Below are 16,955 nucleotides of genomic sequence, written 5' to 3'. Positions count from 1 at the left end.
AGGAGGGGAAAACGATGGGGTTTTGGAGTATGCATCGAAATATAAAAATTAGAATTATAACATCATTTTTAACACGAGCTGTATCAACGATGATTTTTCCGTTTATGGCAATTTATTTTTCAATAAAGTTAGGTAGTGCGGTTGCTGGTGCTTTACTACTAATTAATGTAATAGCTTCATTAGTAATTGGTTTATATGGCGGGTATATTGGAGATCGGCTCGGTCGTAAAAAAGTAATGATTATTGGCCAAAGTATACAAGTCGTTTCCATTGCTTGTATGGGAATTGCGAACTCAGATTATGTAGATTCACCGTGGTTAACGTTTTTATTTATGCTCGTGAACAGCTTAGGATCTGGACTTATGAATCCAGCGACCGAAGCGATGTTAATCGATGTGAGTACACCTGAAAATCGAAAAGTGATGTACAGCATTAACTACTGGGCGATTAATTTATCAATTGCTATTGGAGCGATATTTGGCGGATTACTATTTGAAAACTATAGATTACAATTGTTTATCGTATTAACGGCTGTGGCGGTCATTACTTTATATGTGATGGCTATATATATGGAAGAAGTGTATGTGGCGCGAAAAACTGTAGAGAAGAAAAACGTATTAAAGGATATGGCGGATAGTTATAAAGTTGTGATGAAAGACCGAGCGTTTTTAATTTTTTGTGCAGCAAGTATATGTACATTATCTTTAGAGTTTCAAATTAATAATTATTTAGGGATACGTTTGCAGAAGGAATTTGAAACGATTCACTTTTTCTTCGGAAATGGTTTTACGTTTGATTTAACAGGTATTCGAATGCTGAGCTGGATATCTACAGAGAATACAATTTTAATTGTATTATTTTCGGCGCTTGTTATTAAAATGTTGAAGAGCTTCAACGATTTAAAAATCTTATATGTAGGCTTATTCATTTATACAATTGGATTCACCATACTTGGAACGAGCAATAGCTTATGGATTTTATTAATTGCGGGGCTTTTCCAAACTGTAGGAGAGATGATGTATGTACCGGTTCGTCAATCTATAATGGCGGATATGGTGCCAAGTGAGGCGCGAGGTTCTTATATGGCGATTAACGGAATGGTCTTTCAAGTGGCGAAAATGAACGGTGCATTAGGTGTTATGTTAGGTTCATTTATTGCATCTTGGGGAATGAGTGCGCTGTATTTTATCGTTGGTATGAGCAGTATTTTATTATTTATGAAGGCGATTGGAAAAGAGAAGTATCAAGATGAACGAAACGTTTCTAAGATTGGATAAAGCTATCTAAAAAGCGAACCGGTTATGCTGGGACTCGCTTTTTAGATAGCTTCTAAAACGGATCAACTTCAGCTAAATTAGGATTGGCATTTGGATTTGTTAATAAGGTTTTTAGTTCACCCACTTCTGAGAGAGCGACGAGAATATAACCACTAATGAGGACGATGAGTCCGATGACTCGTAATGTTTGCAATTTAATGTCACGGCTATTTTCTTCTGAGTTGTTTTGGGGTGTTGAAGGCGGATTGTTGTTCATAATAGAGCTCCTATCTTTTTTATTTATATGTGTGAAATCATTATTTAACGTATGGATAGGAATTGTATAGTCATTTTCACTATATGAGAAATGCCTACGAAAAGTGATTAGAAATTTTAGGACGAGAAAAGAGGCTGCTATGTGCAGCCTCTATTTTAGTTATAAAGAAGAAATACGTTTCTTCGTTTTTGGTACAACAATAAACTTTATCCAAAGTACGCCGATTAACATAATAATCAAAGCATATAGTAATTGTCCTGTAGCAACGAGTATAACACTTGAAAATACAATGAGTTGAATACTTAGTAATGTGAAAATTAAGCTAAGAAATTGATTCATTCTCTCTTCAGTAACAATCGGATATAATGCCACGATAATATTTCCCGAAAAATATTTCCACAGCGAACGAAGCTGCATAGAGATCATGTATAGGACGATGTAAGCGATAGCGCCTTTTACATATAGATTCGGTACGAAATATACGATAAAGGAACCGATTAACCCCAAGCGAATATATATACCAAAATAATCATTCCCACGTAAAAACGATAGTGTATGTAAATAGAAGAAAGTAGCTTGTTTTTTATGTAGTAAAGGTTCGATCCAATTTGTAAGCCATTTTCTGCCGTTTACTTGTTTTTTTAGCTGCGGAACATCAGTGAAGATGCTAGCGAATTGATAAAATCGTATGTCCATTTTTTCTTCTTGTTCGATTATGTATTCCCACGGTATTCGTTTTATTGGTTGTTTCTTCGTATATAGAAGTAGGAAAGTGAGAAGTAAGAGTAATCCGCCTAATACAATCACATTTGCAGTATAAAACAGCATGTAAATGATAAGGGCATTACAAGCAACACGAATGATAAGCCATATGTTTTTTTCATAACTATCACGCCATATCCAATGTATGTATATGTTCCAGCCCTTTAGAATCATTAAAATTATAAAGATTGTACATAAAAAAGGTACGGTTAATTGTAATGATTGCATGGCAAGCGGTACGATAATAAGGAACATAAATACAAGCGGGAAAAGTTGAATGATGTAATTATATAGAAGAGATTTTTTAAAATAAGATATTAATTTCTCTTCTAGCGCTAGTAAATAGACAGCGTCAGGTTTTTGAATAAATGTGCGAATTGGGCATCTCGTTATAATGAGTGTAAGTACGATTGTGATGAGTAATAAAGATATTCCTTTAGAAGGATCTGTTTTAAGAAACTTGGCGTAATAATATGCACCTACACATGAGACGAAGATGAAACTATATAGCAAACCGTTAATCATACGTGCAAAGTATGTGATGGCATTTTGAATATGTTGTTGAAAGCGAGAGCTCCATAGTGATTCGATTGACATGTTTTTCACCTCTTTTTTCTATTATATATGTTTTATTAAGCAAAAAACGAGCAAATTGCGTTATGCAACTTGCTCGTTTTTCTTTTCGTTATTTTTTTTCTGATCACGATTCATTAATGGATAGAAGGCAAAGCCAATTACGAATAAACCAATCCCGAGAAGGAATGTTTTTATATCGGATGCGCCTGTTTTAATAACCCATAGTGCATAGCAAAGTGCGATCGCTGCGACTATGCCATCTGTAATTCTTGCCCGCATTTCATTTTTGTATGTTTCACCAGTTGCGACTAGCTTTAACTGGAAGATTGGTGAAACGAGATATGGAATGAGGTAGGCTAAAGTTGATACTGTAATAACGAATGTATAAGCTTCCGCAATTGTTCCTGATAATGTTGAGAATAAGAACACTTGCGACATAATGTTTGTTAATCGTAGTGAATGAATTGGACTTCCTTTTTTATTTGTTTTTGCGAAGAAGGAAGGGAAGAAACCTTCTTTTGCTGCTTGATAAGGTACTTCTGAGCTTAATAAAATCCAGCCTAATATGGAACCGAATAGGGAAGTAAGAGCAAGTAATGCCATAAGTTTCCCGCCGCCGTGACCCATTGCAGCGTTTAATGCATCTGCTAATGGACGTTCAGAAGCTTGTAATTTATCAACGTGAAGTACACCCATTGTTAAAATTGTAATTCCTAAGTAAATTGCAACTGTTATTAGTAAACCTGCAACTGTTGCACGTTTTACCGTTTTGGGAGAAGTAGCTCGGTTTGATAAAAGAACGGCTGATTCAATCCCGATAAATGCCCAAAGTGTTGTAAGAGCAGCTAAATTTACTTGTGAAAGGAGACCGTGTGATACGCCTTCTTTATCGATCATTGGTGTGTACCATTGTCCAAATTTTGAAGCTTCGAACGCAAATAACGTAACAATGATGAATAGAAGGAATCCAGTCACTTTCGTTGTTGTTGCTAAGAAGTTAAGTTTCCCAGCTCCGCTTACACCGTTTGTTAAAATTAAATGAGTGCCCCATAGTAAAACAGAACAAATAGTAAATGTAAGTAGTTTTCCAACTTCTATATTGAAAGAGCCGATTGAAAACAATAGTCGTGTATCTTTCATAATCGGGAAGAAGAGCGATAAATATCCCGCGAAAGATGTAATGATGGCAACGTTACTTGCCCAGTTTGCAACCCAATATCCCCATACTATGCTGAAACCAGCCATTTTTTTCTTTTTTGGTGATGAGAATAAAGCATATGCATGACTTTGTGGTCCTGTCGTTAAATCAGGACGACGAATTGCTAAATTACCGAAAACAAGAGCTAGCATTAAAACACCAAACCCTGTTGTTAACCAAGCTAAAGTGACACCGAGAGGGCTAGCTGTTTGTGCCAACGTACTTGGCACCATGAAAATACCAGCGCCAACCATGTTACCGACAACGAAAGCTGTTAGTACCCAAAAGCCCCATTTTTTTTGTTGCATAGAAAATACCTCCAAAGTTAGTATAACCAAGTCAAGCGAGGAGATATGTATGTCTTCCTAAGTAAGGAAGAGAAGTCCCAAACAAAACAAAAAAAGCACGTAATTTGCCGCTACATGCTTTCTATCTTATAAGAAACCCACGACATACCTCTCGATAGCTCTCCACAAACGAAACGTTTGTGACAGTTCTGCACTTATTAAATGCAGACCCAGCAAGCGCGCATGGTGGGCACGTCTTACTTCGGCAACCATTCCTTTCTCATTCCTTCATCAATGCCACTACATCTCCTGAAATGATACTTTTAATGATTGCAACCTCTACCTCACCGAGATACGAATGAGGATTTAAATATTAAATTAACGTATTTAAGAGTAACAAATGTATTTTTATACGTCAATGGATATGGTAATAATCAGATTATAGAGAAGAGTTTGTGATTAAAAGTGAGAGGGATTGTTATACAATATTTGAATTTTCGTAATATAATACATGTTATTAGCGCTAGAAGATTGAGAAGGGGATGAAGTATATGTCTGTATGTAATAAAAAATCCGTAATAGGTGTACTAGATTCAGGGGTCGGGGGATTAACAGTTGCTAGTGAGATTATGCGTCAATTGCCTAAAGAGAGCATTTACTATATTGGTGATAATGAGCGTTGTCCGTATGGGCCAAGAAGTGTAGAGGAGGTACAATCTTTCATATTTGAAATGGTTGAGTTCCTCAAACAGTTTCCATTAAAAGCTCTAGTGGTAGCATGTAATACTGGTGCAGCTGCTGCATTGACTGATTTGCAAGAAGCACTTTCCATTCCAGTTATTGGCGTTATACATCCGGGAGCAAGAGCTGCAATTAAAGTGACAAAGAAAGGGAAAATAGGGGTAATTGGAACTGTAGGTACGATAAAATCTAACATGTACGAAAAAGCATTACACGAGCTTGATACATATTTGGAAGTGCATAGTCATGCGTGTCCGACTTTAGCTACAGTTGTAGAAAATCACTTAGAAGATACAGCATATGTAACGCAGCAAGTGAAACAAGCTTTACTGCCATTAACGAAAGAAGATATAGATACGTTAATTCTTGGGTGTACGCATTATCCACTTTTAGAGTCCTATATAAAAAAGGAGTTAGGAGAGGCTGTGACAATTATTAGCTCTGCAGAAGAAACAGCGATAGAGTTAAGTACCATTTTACAGCACAAAGGAATTTTGTCTGACAATCTTAATCCGAAGCATCGATTTTTTACAACAGGCTCTGTTTTATCGTTTGAACATATTGCTGAGCGTTGGCTAGGGTATCAAATTTCTGTAGAATGTGTGAATTTACCTATGGAAAAACAACTCGTGAACTAAATTGTATAAAAAGAAGCTGATCTAAAACTAGATCAGCTTCTACATATAAGATTAAACTAAGTTTAATACAGTTACTTTTTCACGTGTCATAGACTCAAGGCTCTTATGAATACCTTGTGCGCCCATACCTGAACCTTTTATACCGATGAATGGGAAGTGGTCAGGGCCGCGCTCTGTGCGTCCGTTAATTTGAACAGAACCAGTGTCGATTTTGTTAGCAATTGCAAACGCTTTGTTAATGTCTTTCGTGAAGACACTTGCTTGCAGACCGAAGTCTGATTTGTTAGCAATTTCAATCGCTTGTTCGTCAGAAGAAACACGGATGATTGGAAGGATTGGGCCGAATGGCTCTTCCCAAGCAACTTTCATTTCTTCTGTTACGTTGTCAATTAATGTTGGGTAAATTAAGTTGCGCTCACGTTTGTTACCGATAACGATTGTTGCACCTTTTTCTACAGCATCATCAACTAAGCCTTGAACGAAGTCAGCAGATTTGTCGTCGATTAATGGGACGATTGTGCTGTCTTGTTCTGGAGATCCAACTGATAATTTAGCTACTTGCTCTTTTAATAAGCCAACAAGCTCGTCTGCTACATTTTCGTGTACAAGTACACGTTTAATAGCTGTACAACGTTGACCAGAGTAAGAGAATGCACCGCTTACGATATGATTTGCAGCATCTTGTAAGTCAGCATCTTCACGAACGATACCAGGGTCTTTACCACCAAGTTCTAATACAAGTGGAATCATTGCAGCTTTTTTCGCTAAATGTTTACCTGTGTTTGTACCACCTGTGAACGATACCATATTGATGCCAGGATGTTCTACTAAGTAGTCACCAATTACAGAACCGCGTCCTGTAGCTACGTTTACAAGACCTTTTGGAAGGCCAGCTTTATGAAGTGCTTCAACCATTTTAACACCGCTAATTGCACCTTGAGTTGCTGGTTTGAAGATAACAGCGTTACCCATAATAAGTGCTGGTGCAAGTTTTGCAGCAGATAAGTTTACTGGGTAGTTAAATGGTGCGATTGCTAATACAACACCAAGTGGTGCGCGTTGGATAATCGCAAGTTTAGATTTCGTTCCGCCAGGGAAGCTATCGCCCATCATGCTTTCTCCGTGCATATGAAGAGCTTCTTCAATAGTGTAACGAATGAAGTCAGCTGTACGAACAACTTCTTTTTTCGCATCTTTATATCCTTTACCGACTTCTTTCATAATGATATCGGCAATTTCATCTTGCATATTTACGAGCTCATCAGCCCATTTATATAAATATTTTGCGCGATCTTGTAGAGAAGCTTCAGCCCATGATTTTTGAGCTTCTTTTGCAGATGCAATTGCTTCATCCACTTCTCCTTGAGTAATTGCTTGTACTTGCCCAATTACTTCGTGTAAGTATGGAGATGGAATGTCGATTGTTTGACCAGAAGAGCTTTCTCTCCATTCTCCGTTTAAATAAAATTTGTACGTATTGCTAGTTGTCATGATTAGTCCTCCTAAAATAGCAACTTGTAAGAGTGAGTATAAGGTGATTGTAGGTGGTTTGATAATATTTTTCAAATGAAATGTTTGTGAAAACGATTTCTTATTATTTTTTTATTTTGTATGCCCTTTCTTACAGAAGATTCTCTTATTTCAAACTGAATTATAAGTAGAATGCATCACTTTCATTTTTTGTGATAAAAGATTATTTTATTCTAAAGCGAAAAAAATAATTGACAGAATACTCAATAAAGTTGTAAGATTATAAATGGAAAATAAATGAAGGGGGTGTGCGTAATGATTGTAATCGTAAATGTAATGGGCTTAGCTCTGTTAAATGGCGGAAAACATTCATATCATTACGCAACCCGTGCGGATATATAGGACCTTTTTGTCTTATGAGAAGCGTACGTTGCGTATATCGTAACGTACGCTTTTATGCATTCTATTGCATATCGTCAAGCGGCGGTATGCTTTTTTTTGTTTATTTTCCTCGTTACTATAAAAAATCAGAATTTGGAAGGTGGAAAAATGTGATGAAATACTGTGGTTTTCAAAATGTAAATGTGATGGATTTGGATAGCGGATAAAGAAATGTGAATCAAACGAGAACGAGAAAGGAGAGGTTATATTGTTTTCAGTATTACTAAAGTTAAGCTGGTTTTTTAGGGAGCATTGGAAAAGGTACAGTATCGCAATTGGGGTACTTTTAATTGTAAACGTGATAGAGGTAATTCCTCCGAAAGTGTTAGGAATTACAATTGATAATATTAAAACAGGAGCCTTAACGAACGAGGCGATTATGCAATATATTTTTATTTTACTTGGGGTAACGATTGGTGGGTATGTGCTTACTTTCATTTGGCAGCACCAACTATTTGGCGGTGCGTTCGTACTGGAGAAAACGATGCGTTCAAAATTTATGGGGCATTTACTCAAGATGACACCGACGTTTTATCAAAAAAACCGTACTGGCGATTTAATGGCGAGAGCGACAAATGATTTAAAAGCAATCTCCATGACAGCTGGTTTTGGTATATTAACGCTCGTTGATTCTAGTCTATATATGCTTACAATCGTTTGTATGATGGGCTTTTCAATTAGTTGGCAGTTAACATTTGCTGCGCTTATACCGCTTCCGATTATGGCGTATGCGATGAATAGATACGGAAAGAAATTGCATGAAAGATTTACTGTCGCACAAGATGCGTTCGGAGATATGAACGATAAAGTGCTGGAATCAATTGCGGGTGTACGCGTGATTCGTGCGTACGTACAGGAGAATGCTGATCAAGAAAGGTTCCATCATTTAGGAGATGACGTATACGAGAAAAATATGAGAGTAGCAAGAATCGATGCATTATTCCAGCCGACTGTGAAAATGCTCGTCGGTCTTAGTTATTTAATTGGTTTAGTGTACGGTGCATATCTCGTATTCCAATCAAAGGTGACACTTGGTGAGCTCGTTTCTTTTAACGTCTATTTAGGGATGATGATTTGGCCGATGTTTGCAATTGGTGAATTGATTAATGTTATGCAAAGAGGAAATGCTTCGTTAGATCGTGTAAATGAAACGTTAGCTTATGAACCGGATGTAAAGAATCCGAAAGATCCAAAGCTTGTACAAGAGCCAGATTACATTCAATTTGATAACGTTACTTTTTCATATCCTTCATCAATTGAAACAAATTTAAAAAATGTTTCGTTCTCATTAAAACAAGGAGAGACACTTGGAGTTGTTGGGAAAACAGGAAGCGGGAAAACGACCCTTGTACGTCAGCTTCTTCGTCAATATCCACTTGGAGAAGGGGATATTGCAGTTTCTGATGTGAAGCTAGATAAAATTCCGAATGATAACGTACTTGGCTGGATTGGGTACGTACCTCAGGAACACATTTTATTTTCAAAAACAGCGAAGGAAAATATTTTATTCGGAAACAGAGAAGCGACTGAAGAAGAACTTGAAAAAGCGATTGAAATAGCTGCGTTTAAAAAGGATTTAGAGTTTTTACCAGAAGGTTTAGAAACGCTCGTTGGGGAAAAAGGTGTTTCTTTATCAGGCGGGCAAAAGCAAAGGATTTCGATTGCGAGGGCTGTTATTCAAAATCCGGAAATTTTAATTTTGGACGATTCTTTATCAGCTGTTGATGCTCGTACGGAAGCGGCAATTATTGAAAACATACGAACAGAAAGAAGCGGGAAGACGACGATTATAACGACGCATCGCTTGTCAGCTGTGCAGCACGCGGATTGGATTCTCGTTATGGATAACGGTGAAGTTATTGAAGAAGGTTCGCATGAAGCGCTCATTCGAAATGGGGGCTGGTATGCAGAGCAGTTCGATAGACAACAAGGTGAAAGTGAAAGTGCGGATAGTGGGGTGAAAATATGAGTGTTTCAAAACGATTGTTTCAATATGCAATGAAAGTGAAGGGGCCGATCTTTGCAGCGATGGCGATGTTATTTGTTTTCGTCATTGCAGAACTCGCGGGTCCTTTCGTCGCAAAAACGATGATTGATGAGCATATCGTTGGAATAGAGAGACCTTGGTATGAAACAGAAAAGAGTGAGGATGCTGTTTCGTATAATGGCGCCTCGTATAAGCGAAGTGATCGCTTTGAAGAAGGTGAGAAAAAAGGGAAAGAAGTCCGAGTGATTCAAGTTGGTTTTCAGTACTATTTTGTGCCGAATAAAATAACGCTTGAAGGAAGTCGTTCTGTTAAGGGTGATGTGCTTACAGTACAAAGTGGTAAGGCTGTGCAAGTGTATAAAACGAAAGCCTTAACGAAAGAAGAAGTATTTGCGTTTTATAAACCAGAAATAAATCGTTTACTATTACTTGGCGGTGGTTATTTCGCTTTATTAGTAGTCGTATCATTATTTGCATACGGAAAGCAGTTTTTCTTACAGAAGGCGGCAAACAAAATTATTCAAATTATGAGGGAAGACGTCTTTTCCCATATTCAAACGTTGCCAATTCGTTATTTCGATCATTTACCAGCAGGGAAAATTGTATCGCGTGTAACGAATGATACAGAAGCGATTCGTGATTTATATGTAACAGTGCTTGCGACATTCGTCTCTAGTATCATCTATATTATCGGGATTTTCGCTGCACTATTTTTACTTGATGTAAAACTGGCGGCACTATGCTTACTTATCATCCCAATTTTAATTGTTTGGGCGATTATGTATAGAAAGTATGCGTCTGTATACAATCATAAAATGCGTTCGCGTTTATCGGATATTAACGGAACAGTGAATGAATCGATTCAAGGGATGCCAATTATTCAAGCATTTCGTCAAGAACATGAAACGAAGAAGGAATTTGAAGAACTCAATGGTGATTATTTTAAATATCAAAATAAAATTTTAAATTTAAATGCAGCAACGTCGCATAATTTAGTGTCTGTATTAAGAAACATCGCTTTTACAGGCGTAATTTGGTATTTCGGTGGTGCTTCATTAAGTGCTTCTGGCCTCCTTTCTCTAGGGATACTATATGCTTTCGTCGATTATTTAACGAGATTATTCTCGCCAATTACGAATATGGTGAACCAACTTGCTAACTTAGAGCAATCGCGTGTTGCATCAGAGCGTGTCTTTGAATTGCTAGAGGAAAAAGGAGAGGCAGTAGAAGAAGAACGTATGCCTCGCTTAACCGGAAATGTGAAATTCGATAATGTTTCGTTTTCTTACAATGGAAAAGATGAAGTGTTAAAAAATATTTCTTTTGAAGCGAAACAAGGGGAGACAGTGGCACTTGTCGGTCATACTGGATCAGGAAAAAGTTCCATTATGAATGTACTCTTTCAGTTTTATGAATTTCAAAAAGGGAAGCTTACGATTGATGGTCATGATGTAACAGAGATGCCGAAACAAGCAACGCGTGAACATATGGGAATTGTATTGCAAGATCCGTTTTTATTTAGCGGGACAGTGGCATCCAATGTAAGCTTAGAAAATGAAAAAATTTCAAAAGATCGCATCGTAAAGGCATTACGTGATGTTGGTGCTGAAAGGTTTGCAAACAACATAGATGAAAAAATTACGGAGAAAGGAAGTACACTTTCAACCGGAGAACGTCAGCTTATATCGTTTGCTAGGGCACTTGCTTTTGATCCGGCGATTTTAATTTTAGATGAAGCGACTTCCAGCATTGATACCGAAACAGAAGCGATGATTCAACAAGCGCTAGAAGTTGTGAAGAAAGGACGAACGACGTTTATTATCGCTCATCGCCTTTCAACAATTAAGAGCGCTGATCAAATTATTGTGCTTGATAGAGGAACGATTTTGGAAAAAGGTTCCCATGATGAATTAATGAAAAAGCGCGGGCGTTATTATGATATGTACAAAACGCAAATGGAAGGAAACCAGAGCGCTTAATTTTTAGAAGAACTTGCGATTTTCGCAAGTTCTTTTTTAATCGTATTGTCCGCTCAGAAGTTAATATATTTCACCGGTAGAAAAACTTATAAATAAGTAAGTATTGTTTTACCTTTTTCTTTATAAATGCTATATTAAAAAATGTTACTTATTTTTTGTATGTAGCGGTATTTTTCCATTTTGTTTGATTATGAAGAAAAAGGATAAACTAAATAAGAACATTTTCATTGAAAAATTGTTCGAAATTGCATACAATCAATATAGTTTTTAAATTCCTATCAGAATACTTGGAGGACTACTATCATGAAAAAATTATTTTCAGTGCTTGCAGTAACTACATTAGCGATTGGGATTGTAGCGGGTTGCGGCAAAGAAGAGAAAAAAGATACAGCTAGTCAAGATGCGTTACAGAAGATAAAACAAAGCGGTGAGCTTGTAATTGGTACAGAAGGTACATATCCACCATTTACGTTCCACGATTCAAAGGATAAATTAACTGGATTTGACGTTGAATTAGCAGAAGAAGTTGCAAAACGTTTAGGTGTAAAACCTGTATTTAAAGAAACGCAATGGGATAGTTTACTTGCAGGAGTAGATGCAAAACGTTTCGATATGGTTGCGAACGAAGTTGGTATTCGTGAAGATCGCCAAAAGAAATATGACTTCTCTAGTCCATATATTTCTTCTTCAGCAGCATTAGTTATCGCAAAAGATAAAGATAAGCCTGCTACATTTGCTGATGTAAAAGGATTAAAAGGAGCACAATCTTTAACGAGTAACTACGCAGATATCGCTAAGAAAAACGGTGCGAACATCGAGGGTGTAGAAGGATTTAGCCAAGCAGCTGAATTATTAAGTTCTGGCCGCGTTGATTTCACAATCAATGATAAATTATCAGTATTAAACTATTTAGAAACGAAAAAAGATGCAAAAATTAAAATTGTAGATACAGAAAAAGAAGCATCACAAAGTGGTTTCCTATTCCGCAAAGGTAGCGACAAGCTTGTACAAGAAGTAAATAAAGCGTTAGAAGATATGAAAAAAGATGGTACGTACGATAAAATAACGAAAAAATGGTTCGGTGAAAATGTTTCTAAGTAGTGCAGTGATCTCAGATCGATTGTCTACATGGATAGATATTATGCAGACTTCCTTCTCGCCTATGCTGAAGGAAGCTGTCTTTACGACAATTCCGTTAACGCTTATTACATTTATTATCGGTATTATACTTGCGACGTTAACAGCGCTCGCGCGTATTTCAGGTAGTCGTATTTTACAATGGATTGCTCGTATCTATGTATCTATCATTCGCGGAACGCCACTTCTTGTACAGTTATTTATTATTTTCTATGGTCTTCCAACTCTTAATATTGAGGTTGAGCCATATACAGCAGCAATTGTTGGTTTTTCATTAAATGTTGGTGCATATGCATCTGAAATTATTCGTGCTTCTATTCTTTCTATTCCGAAAGGACAGTGGGAAGCAGCTTACACAATTGGGATGACATATCCGCAAGCATTAAAACGTGTTATTTTACCGCAAGCAACGCGTGTATCTATTCCGCCGCTTTCGAATACATTTATTAGTTTATTGAAGGATACGTCATTAGCGTCGTTAATTTTAGTAACAGAAATGTTCCGAAAAGCGCAGGAAATCGCGGCAATGAACTATGAGTTTTTAATTGTTTATTTCGAAGCAGGTCTAATTTATTGGGTAATTTGCTTCTTATTATCTATCGTGCAACAAATATTAGAAAAACGTTCAGAACGTTATACTCTAAAATAACCCTTTCATAAAAGGAGTTTTTGTTTTTATGATTTCAATTCAACATTTACAAAAAAGTTTCGGAGATAATACCGTACTAAAGCATATAGATTTATCAGTTGAGAAGGGCGAAGTAGTTGTTATTATCGGGCCATCTGGATCTGGTAAAACGACATTCTTACGTTGCCTCAACGTGTTAGAAACGCCGAACGCTGGTAGCATTCGCATCGGTAATAAAGAGCTCGATTTCTCTCAAAAAGTATCGAAGAAAGATATTGTAAATCTTCGTACGCAAACAGGCATGGTATTCCAGCACCATAATCTATTCCCACATTTAACAGCAATTCACAATGTAATGGAAGGGCTCGTTACAGTGAAAAAGATGGGGAAAGAAGAAGCGAAGAAAAAAGCGAACTACTTCCTTGAAAAAGTTGGTCTTGCGGATAAAGTAGACTTATATCCGTTCCAATTATCAGGTGGACAACAACAGCGCGTTGGAATCGCTCGTGCGCTTGCGATGGAGCCTGAAGTTTTACTATTTGATGAGCCAACGTCAGCACTTGATCCTGAGCTAGTTCAAGAAGTTTTAAAGGTTATGAAAGAACTTGCTAAAGAAGGAATGACGATGGTCATTGTAACGCATGAAATGCGCTTTGCTCATCAAATTGCGAACCGTGTTATTTTCATGGATGGCGGTGTCGTTGTCGAACAAGGTATACCGGAAGATGTATTTACAAATCCAAAAGAAGAACGAACGAAGAAGTTTTTACAAATGTTGCAGTAAATTAAGGAAGGTCTCAGGGCATATGCCCTGAGACCTTTTTGCCATATATATTTATTTTTGGAATCCGCCAAGGCTTTGCTCAGCCATTGCAACTAGACGTTTTGTAATTTCTCCACCAACAGAACCGTTAGCGCGAGCCGTAGAATCTGCTCCTAATTGTACACCAAATTCTTGAGCGATTTCGTACTTCATTTGATCGATTGCTGCTGTTGCACCTGGTACTACTAATTGATTGTAAGAACTTTGGTTTGCCATAGGAATATATCCTCCTTAGAGTTATAAAAGTTTTTTTGGTTGGACTAGCTGGAGTTGAACCAGATTATCGCCCCGTTGGCGCTAATCCATCGGTAATTAAGTTTGTACTCATAGTATGGATGTTACCTAGAAAGATATACAAAATAATAATTTGTAAATTTTGTAAAAAACATTTCATCATTTCGTAAATTATGAAATAAGAGTAATCGTTGTATTTTTAAGAAAGAAGGCTAAACTAAGAGCGAAATCATATGCGTTTTTTCATTGTATAACCAGTTTGGCTTACTTAACTTATGATTTGTTAAAGTGAGAAAAACTCCAGCTTAGTAAAATGAAAATTAAATCGGTATCAACTGTATAGTTTTGTTTTAGCCCGGGATGGGGCAGAAAAAGGAACTAACCGCGTCTACGCAAGGCTAGATGCTCTCTTCAATCTAAAAAAGAGAGGCTTGTAAACGAAAATATAATTAAAGTGAGAAAAATTCCAGCTTAGTAAAATGAAAATTAAATCGGTATTAACTGTATAGTTCTGTTTTAACTCGGGATGGGGCAGAAAAAGGAACTAACCGCTCCTATGCAAGGCTAGATGCTCTCTTCAACCTAAAAAAGAGGCTTTTTAATTGTTTTTAAACGACAACGTATGGAGGAATAACGATGGGAATTTGCCCACTTTGCAACGCGCTAGAATCACAAACATATTCTTGTCAAAATTGCCAAGGAATACTCCAAGATTATGGGAAAGCTGTAGATTACATAGATGATTACAGTGCATATATGGATCAGGAATTATTAAGTGCGGTAGACGGTTTAACACATAATAATTCAAATGAGTACTGCAATCATATTTTTTATTGCGGAGTATGTAATGTGGAAACGGAAGTTGTAGTGAAGTTTGTATAAAGTGAAACTTTAATCAGTGGGGGTTTTGTTCATCCCCCACTGATTATTAGCCCTCACCAATCGGGCGTTTACGGGTAGCCCGACTCCCACCTAACTTCTTTGCTCCAGCCGAATTTTGAGGTGGGAGTTTTACTGCCCAGCGAATAGCGGGATAAATAGAAAACTTCCACCTTATGAGTGAGGTGGAAGTTTTTGTATTTGTATTTGTGAGTTAATCATAGGGGACGGAATATTTCCGGTGTTAGGTGCAGTATTCGATTGGATTTGAGATGTTTTTTCTTTCGGACCGCACAAAGAATGTTCAGTTAAATAGATGGCATATTCATAAAATAATTGACGCGTAAGTTCACTTTGTTCTTTTAACTTTTCATCTTGGAATACAGTTCGCCCCGGTTTAGAATTTGCTTCAAATAGCCACGGATTTTCCGCGGTGTCTAAACCAATGTCAAAACCAATTTCTCCAATGTTCCCGGTTACTTGTTGGTCGAGTGCATAACTGATTTGTAAGGCTGTTTGTTTTAGTTTATTTTCAATTTGAACTTGCTTTGTTGAATCAGGAAACAGTTCCTGAAGTAATTTCGTATCACCACCGCTATTTACATGAGTTGTTAAGCTACCTTTGCCGGCGATTTTTGCGACGATTGCACTGACCACCCAATTACCAAAATGGTTTTTATTTGTATGAATGCGAAAATCGACGGGTTGCCCTTCGAAGCGGAGCAGTGAGATACCTTGTTGTACGATAAACTTTTTTAAATCATGTCCTTTTAACACATGGTTAAGAAGTGCTTCTAATGATTGATACTTTCTTAGTTTATTTTGTTCATTTTCACGATAACGACAATAGTAGCAATTATCAGTTTGAGAATAGAGTATTTGATGAATATTTCTTCCGAAGCTACCGTGTATTGGTTTCATATAAATGTACTTATACGTACCGAGAAGTCGTTCTACTTGTTCAAAATGCTGAAATGCCTCTGTATTTGGTAAGAATGGTTTAATCGAATCTTCTTTTATTAAAAGTTGATGCACTTCCCATTTATTGAAAAATCCCGGATTAAACCACGGAATCGCATAGTCGCTTTCTAAACGTTTTTTTGCTCTTACGATAGGTTTGTAATTTTCTGCTTGCCGATTTGGTAAACGGTCGTAAATGACATTTGGTAAAGGGACTTTGTTTTTTACCCATTTGCTTTCTTGAAAGAAGTACCCTTCAATTGTTTCCTCTTCCCAGTTTATATGTTGAATGCCAAAGACAAATACAAATGGCTGCAATGTGAATGGTGGTGTTAGTAACTCGCCGAGAGAGATGGAACGATTCCCTAAAGGAGAATTAGAATCATCGTTAAAGCCAGTTGTGAAAATCCCGATTAATGGACCGAAAACAATGGTTTGATTTTGTATGAAGGCATGGATTGTTGCTGAATGCGGTAGTAAAAGTTTAGCTGCAATTTGTTCTCCAATAATGATTTCTCGAGTGAATGAATAATGAATTTTAATACTCTCACATGTAATATAACGTAAGCCAAAGGAAAGGGATGTAATTGGTGGTGTAATAGAAAAAACGTAAGGTAAAGTAATACTATTTGGATTCTCATCTGAAATACTTAATGTATATATGTGCTCTTTCAACGGGGAT

Annotated in this window: 14 protein-coding genes and 1 riboswitch; of the genes, 8 read left to right on the top strand and 6 right to left on the bottom strand. The window is 37.0% G+C overall.

Going from position 1 to position 16,955, the window contains the following annotated elements:
* Nucleotides 1-14 precede the first annotated feature (14 nt).
* A complete protein-coding gene (locus tag JTF23_RS17625; protein ID WP_088077709.1) occupies nt 15-1,277 on the top strand; it encodes an MDR family MFS transporter in 1,263 nt (420 codons plus the stop codon).
* A 52-nt stretch (nt 1,278-1,329) separates the two neighbouring features.
* Here the strand turns inward: JTF23_RS17625 and JTF23_RS17620 are convergent, their stop codons facing one another.
* From JTF23_RS17620 to JTF23_RS17610, 3 genes are all read right to left on the bottom strand, one after another.
* Complete coding sequence (locus JTF23_RS17620; protein WP_204209299.1) at nt 1,330-1,533, bottom strand: hypothetical protein; 204 nt, start codon at nt 1,531-1,533, stop codon at nt 1,330-1,332.
* A gap of 159 nt (nt 1,534-1,692) precedes the next feature.
* Nucleotides 1,693-2,892: an ABC transporter permease gene (locus JTF23_RS17615; RefSeq protein WP_204209298.1), complete on the bottom strand. Its 1,200-nt coding sequence runs from the start codon at nt 2,890-2,892 to the stop codon at nt 1,693-1,695.
* Between the two features lie 60 nt (nt 2,893-2,952).
* Entirely contained in the window at nt 2,953-4,377 is a 1,425-nt protein-coding gene (locus JTF23_RS17610; protein ID WP_002114879.1) for an amino acid permease, read from the bottom strand.
* A 147-nt stretch (nt 4,378-4,524) separates the two neighbouring features.
* Nucleotides 4,525-4,706: riboswitch (Lysine riboswitch) on the bottom strand.
* 201 nt (nt 4,707-4,907) lie between these two features.
* On the opposite strand from JTF23_RS17610, the gene racE reads away from it, so the two are divergent.
* Entirely contained in the window at nt 4,908-5,735 is an 828-nt protein-coding gene (racE, locus tag JTF23_RS17605; RefSeq protein ID WP_071151040.1) for a glutamate racemase, read from the top strand.
* A gap of 51 nt (nt 5,736-5,786) precedes the next feature.
* On the opposite strand, the gene gapN is transcribed toward racE, so the two are convergent.
* Nucleotides 5,787-7,226, bottom strand: a complete 1,440-nt coding sequence (gene gapN / locus JTF23_RS17600; protein WP_204209297.1) for an NADP-dependent glyceraldehyde-3-phosphate dehydrogenase — start codon at nt 7,224-7,226, stop codon at nt 5,787-5,789.
* Between the two features lie 628 nt (nt 7,227-7,854).
* Between gapN and JTF23_RS17595 the strand changes: the two genes are divergently transcribed.
* The 5 genes from JTF23_RS17595 (at nt 7,855) to JTF23_RS17575 (ending at nt 14,161) form a co-directional block, all read left to right on the top strand.
* The gene (locus JTF23_RS17595) at nt 7,855-9,615 is read left to right on the top strand and encodes an ABC transporter ATP-binding protein (protein ID WP_204209296.1); all 1,761 of its coding nucleotides are present in this window, start codon (nt 7,855-7,857) and stop codon (nt 9,613-9,615) included.
* Nucleotides 9,612-11,612, top strand: coding sequence for an ABC transporter ATP-binding protein (locus tag JTF23_RS17590; RefSeq protein WP_204209295.1), 2,001 nt, complete (start codon nt 9,612-9,614; stop codon nt 11,610-11,612). Before JTF23_RS17595 ends, JTF23_RS17590 begins: the two co-directional genes overlap by 4 nt.
* A gap of 303 nt (nt 11,613-11,915) precedes the next feature.
* On the top strand, nt 11,916-12,713 hold the full coding sequence (locus JTF23_RS17585) for an amino acid ABC transporter substrate-binding protein (protein WP_016103831.1): 798 nt from the start codon (nt 11,916-11,918) through the stop codon (nt 12,711-12,713).
* A complete protein-coding gene (locus JTF23_RS17580; protein ID WP_078179875.1) occupies nt 12,700-13,398 on the top strand; it encodes an amino acid ABC transporter permease in 699 nt (232 codons plus the stop codon). Before JTF23_RS17585 ends, JTF23_RS17580 begins: the two co-directional genes overlap by 14 nt.
* A 28-nt stretch (nt 13,399-13,426) precedes the next feature.
* Nucleotides 13,427-14,161 carry an amino acid ABC transporter ATP-binding protein gene (locus JTF23_RS17575; protein WP_204209294.1) on the top strand — a complete coding sequence of 245 codons (735 nt, stop codon included), beginning with the start codon at nt 13,427-13,429 and terminating at the stop codon, nt 14,159-14,161.
* A 51-nt stretch (nt 14,162-14,212) separates the two neighbouring features.
* Here JTF23_RS17575 and sasP read toward each other — a convergent pair whose 3' ends face one another.
* Nucleotides 14,213-14,416 (bottom strand): small acid-soluble spore protein, SasP family, encoded by a 204-nt coding sequence (gene sasP, locus JTF23_RS17570; RefSeq protein ID WP_000013349.1) that lies wholly within the window; start codon nt 14,414-14,416, stop codon nt 14,213-14,215.
* A gap of 654 nt (nt 14,417-15,070) precedes the next feature.
* On the opposite strand from sasP, the gene JTF23_RS17565 reads away from it, so the two are divergent.
* Complete coding sequence (locus JTF23_RS17565; protein ID WP_002159132.1) at nt 15,071-15,316, top strand: hypothetical protein; 246 nt, start codon at nt 15,071-15,073, stop codon at nt 15,314-15,316.
* A gap of 171 nt (nt 15,317-15,487) precedes the next feature.
* Here JTF23_RS17565 and JTF23_RS17560 read toward each other — a convergent pair whose 3' ends face one another.
* The gene (locus JTF23_RS17560) at nt 15,488-16,948 is read right to left on the bottom strand and encodes a YheC/YheD family endospore coat-associated protein (protein WP_204209293.1); all 1,461 of its coding nucleotides are present in this window, start codon (nt 16,946-16,948) and stop codon (nt 15,488-15,490) included.
* Nucleotides 16,949-16,955: the final 7 nt, after the last annotated feature.

Source organism: Bacillus sp. RIT 809 (assembly GCF_016892495.1).
Taxonomy (GTDB): Bacteria; Bacillota; Bacilli; order Bacillales; family Bacillaceae_G; genus Bacillus_A; species Bacillus_A cereus_U.
Note: the sequence above shows the minus strand (reverse complement) of the source record. Positions and strands in the feature narration are given on the sequence as shown.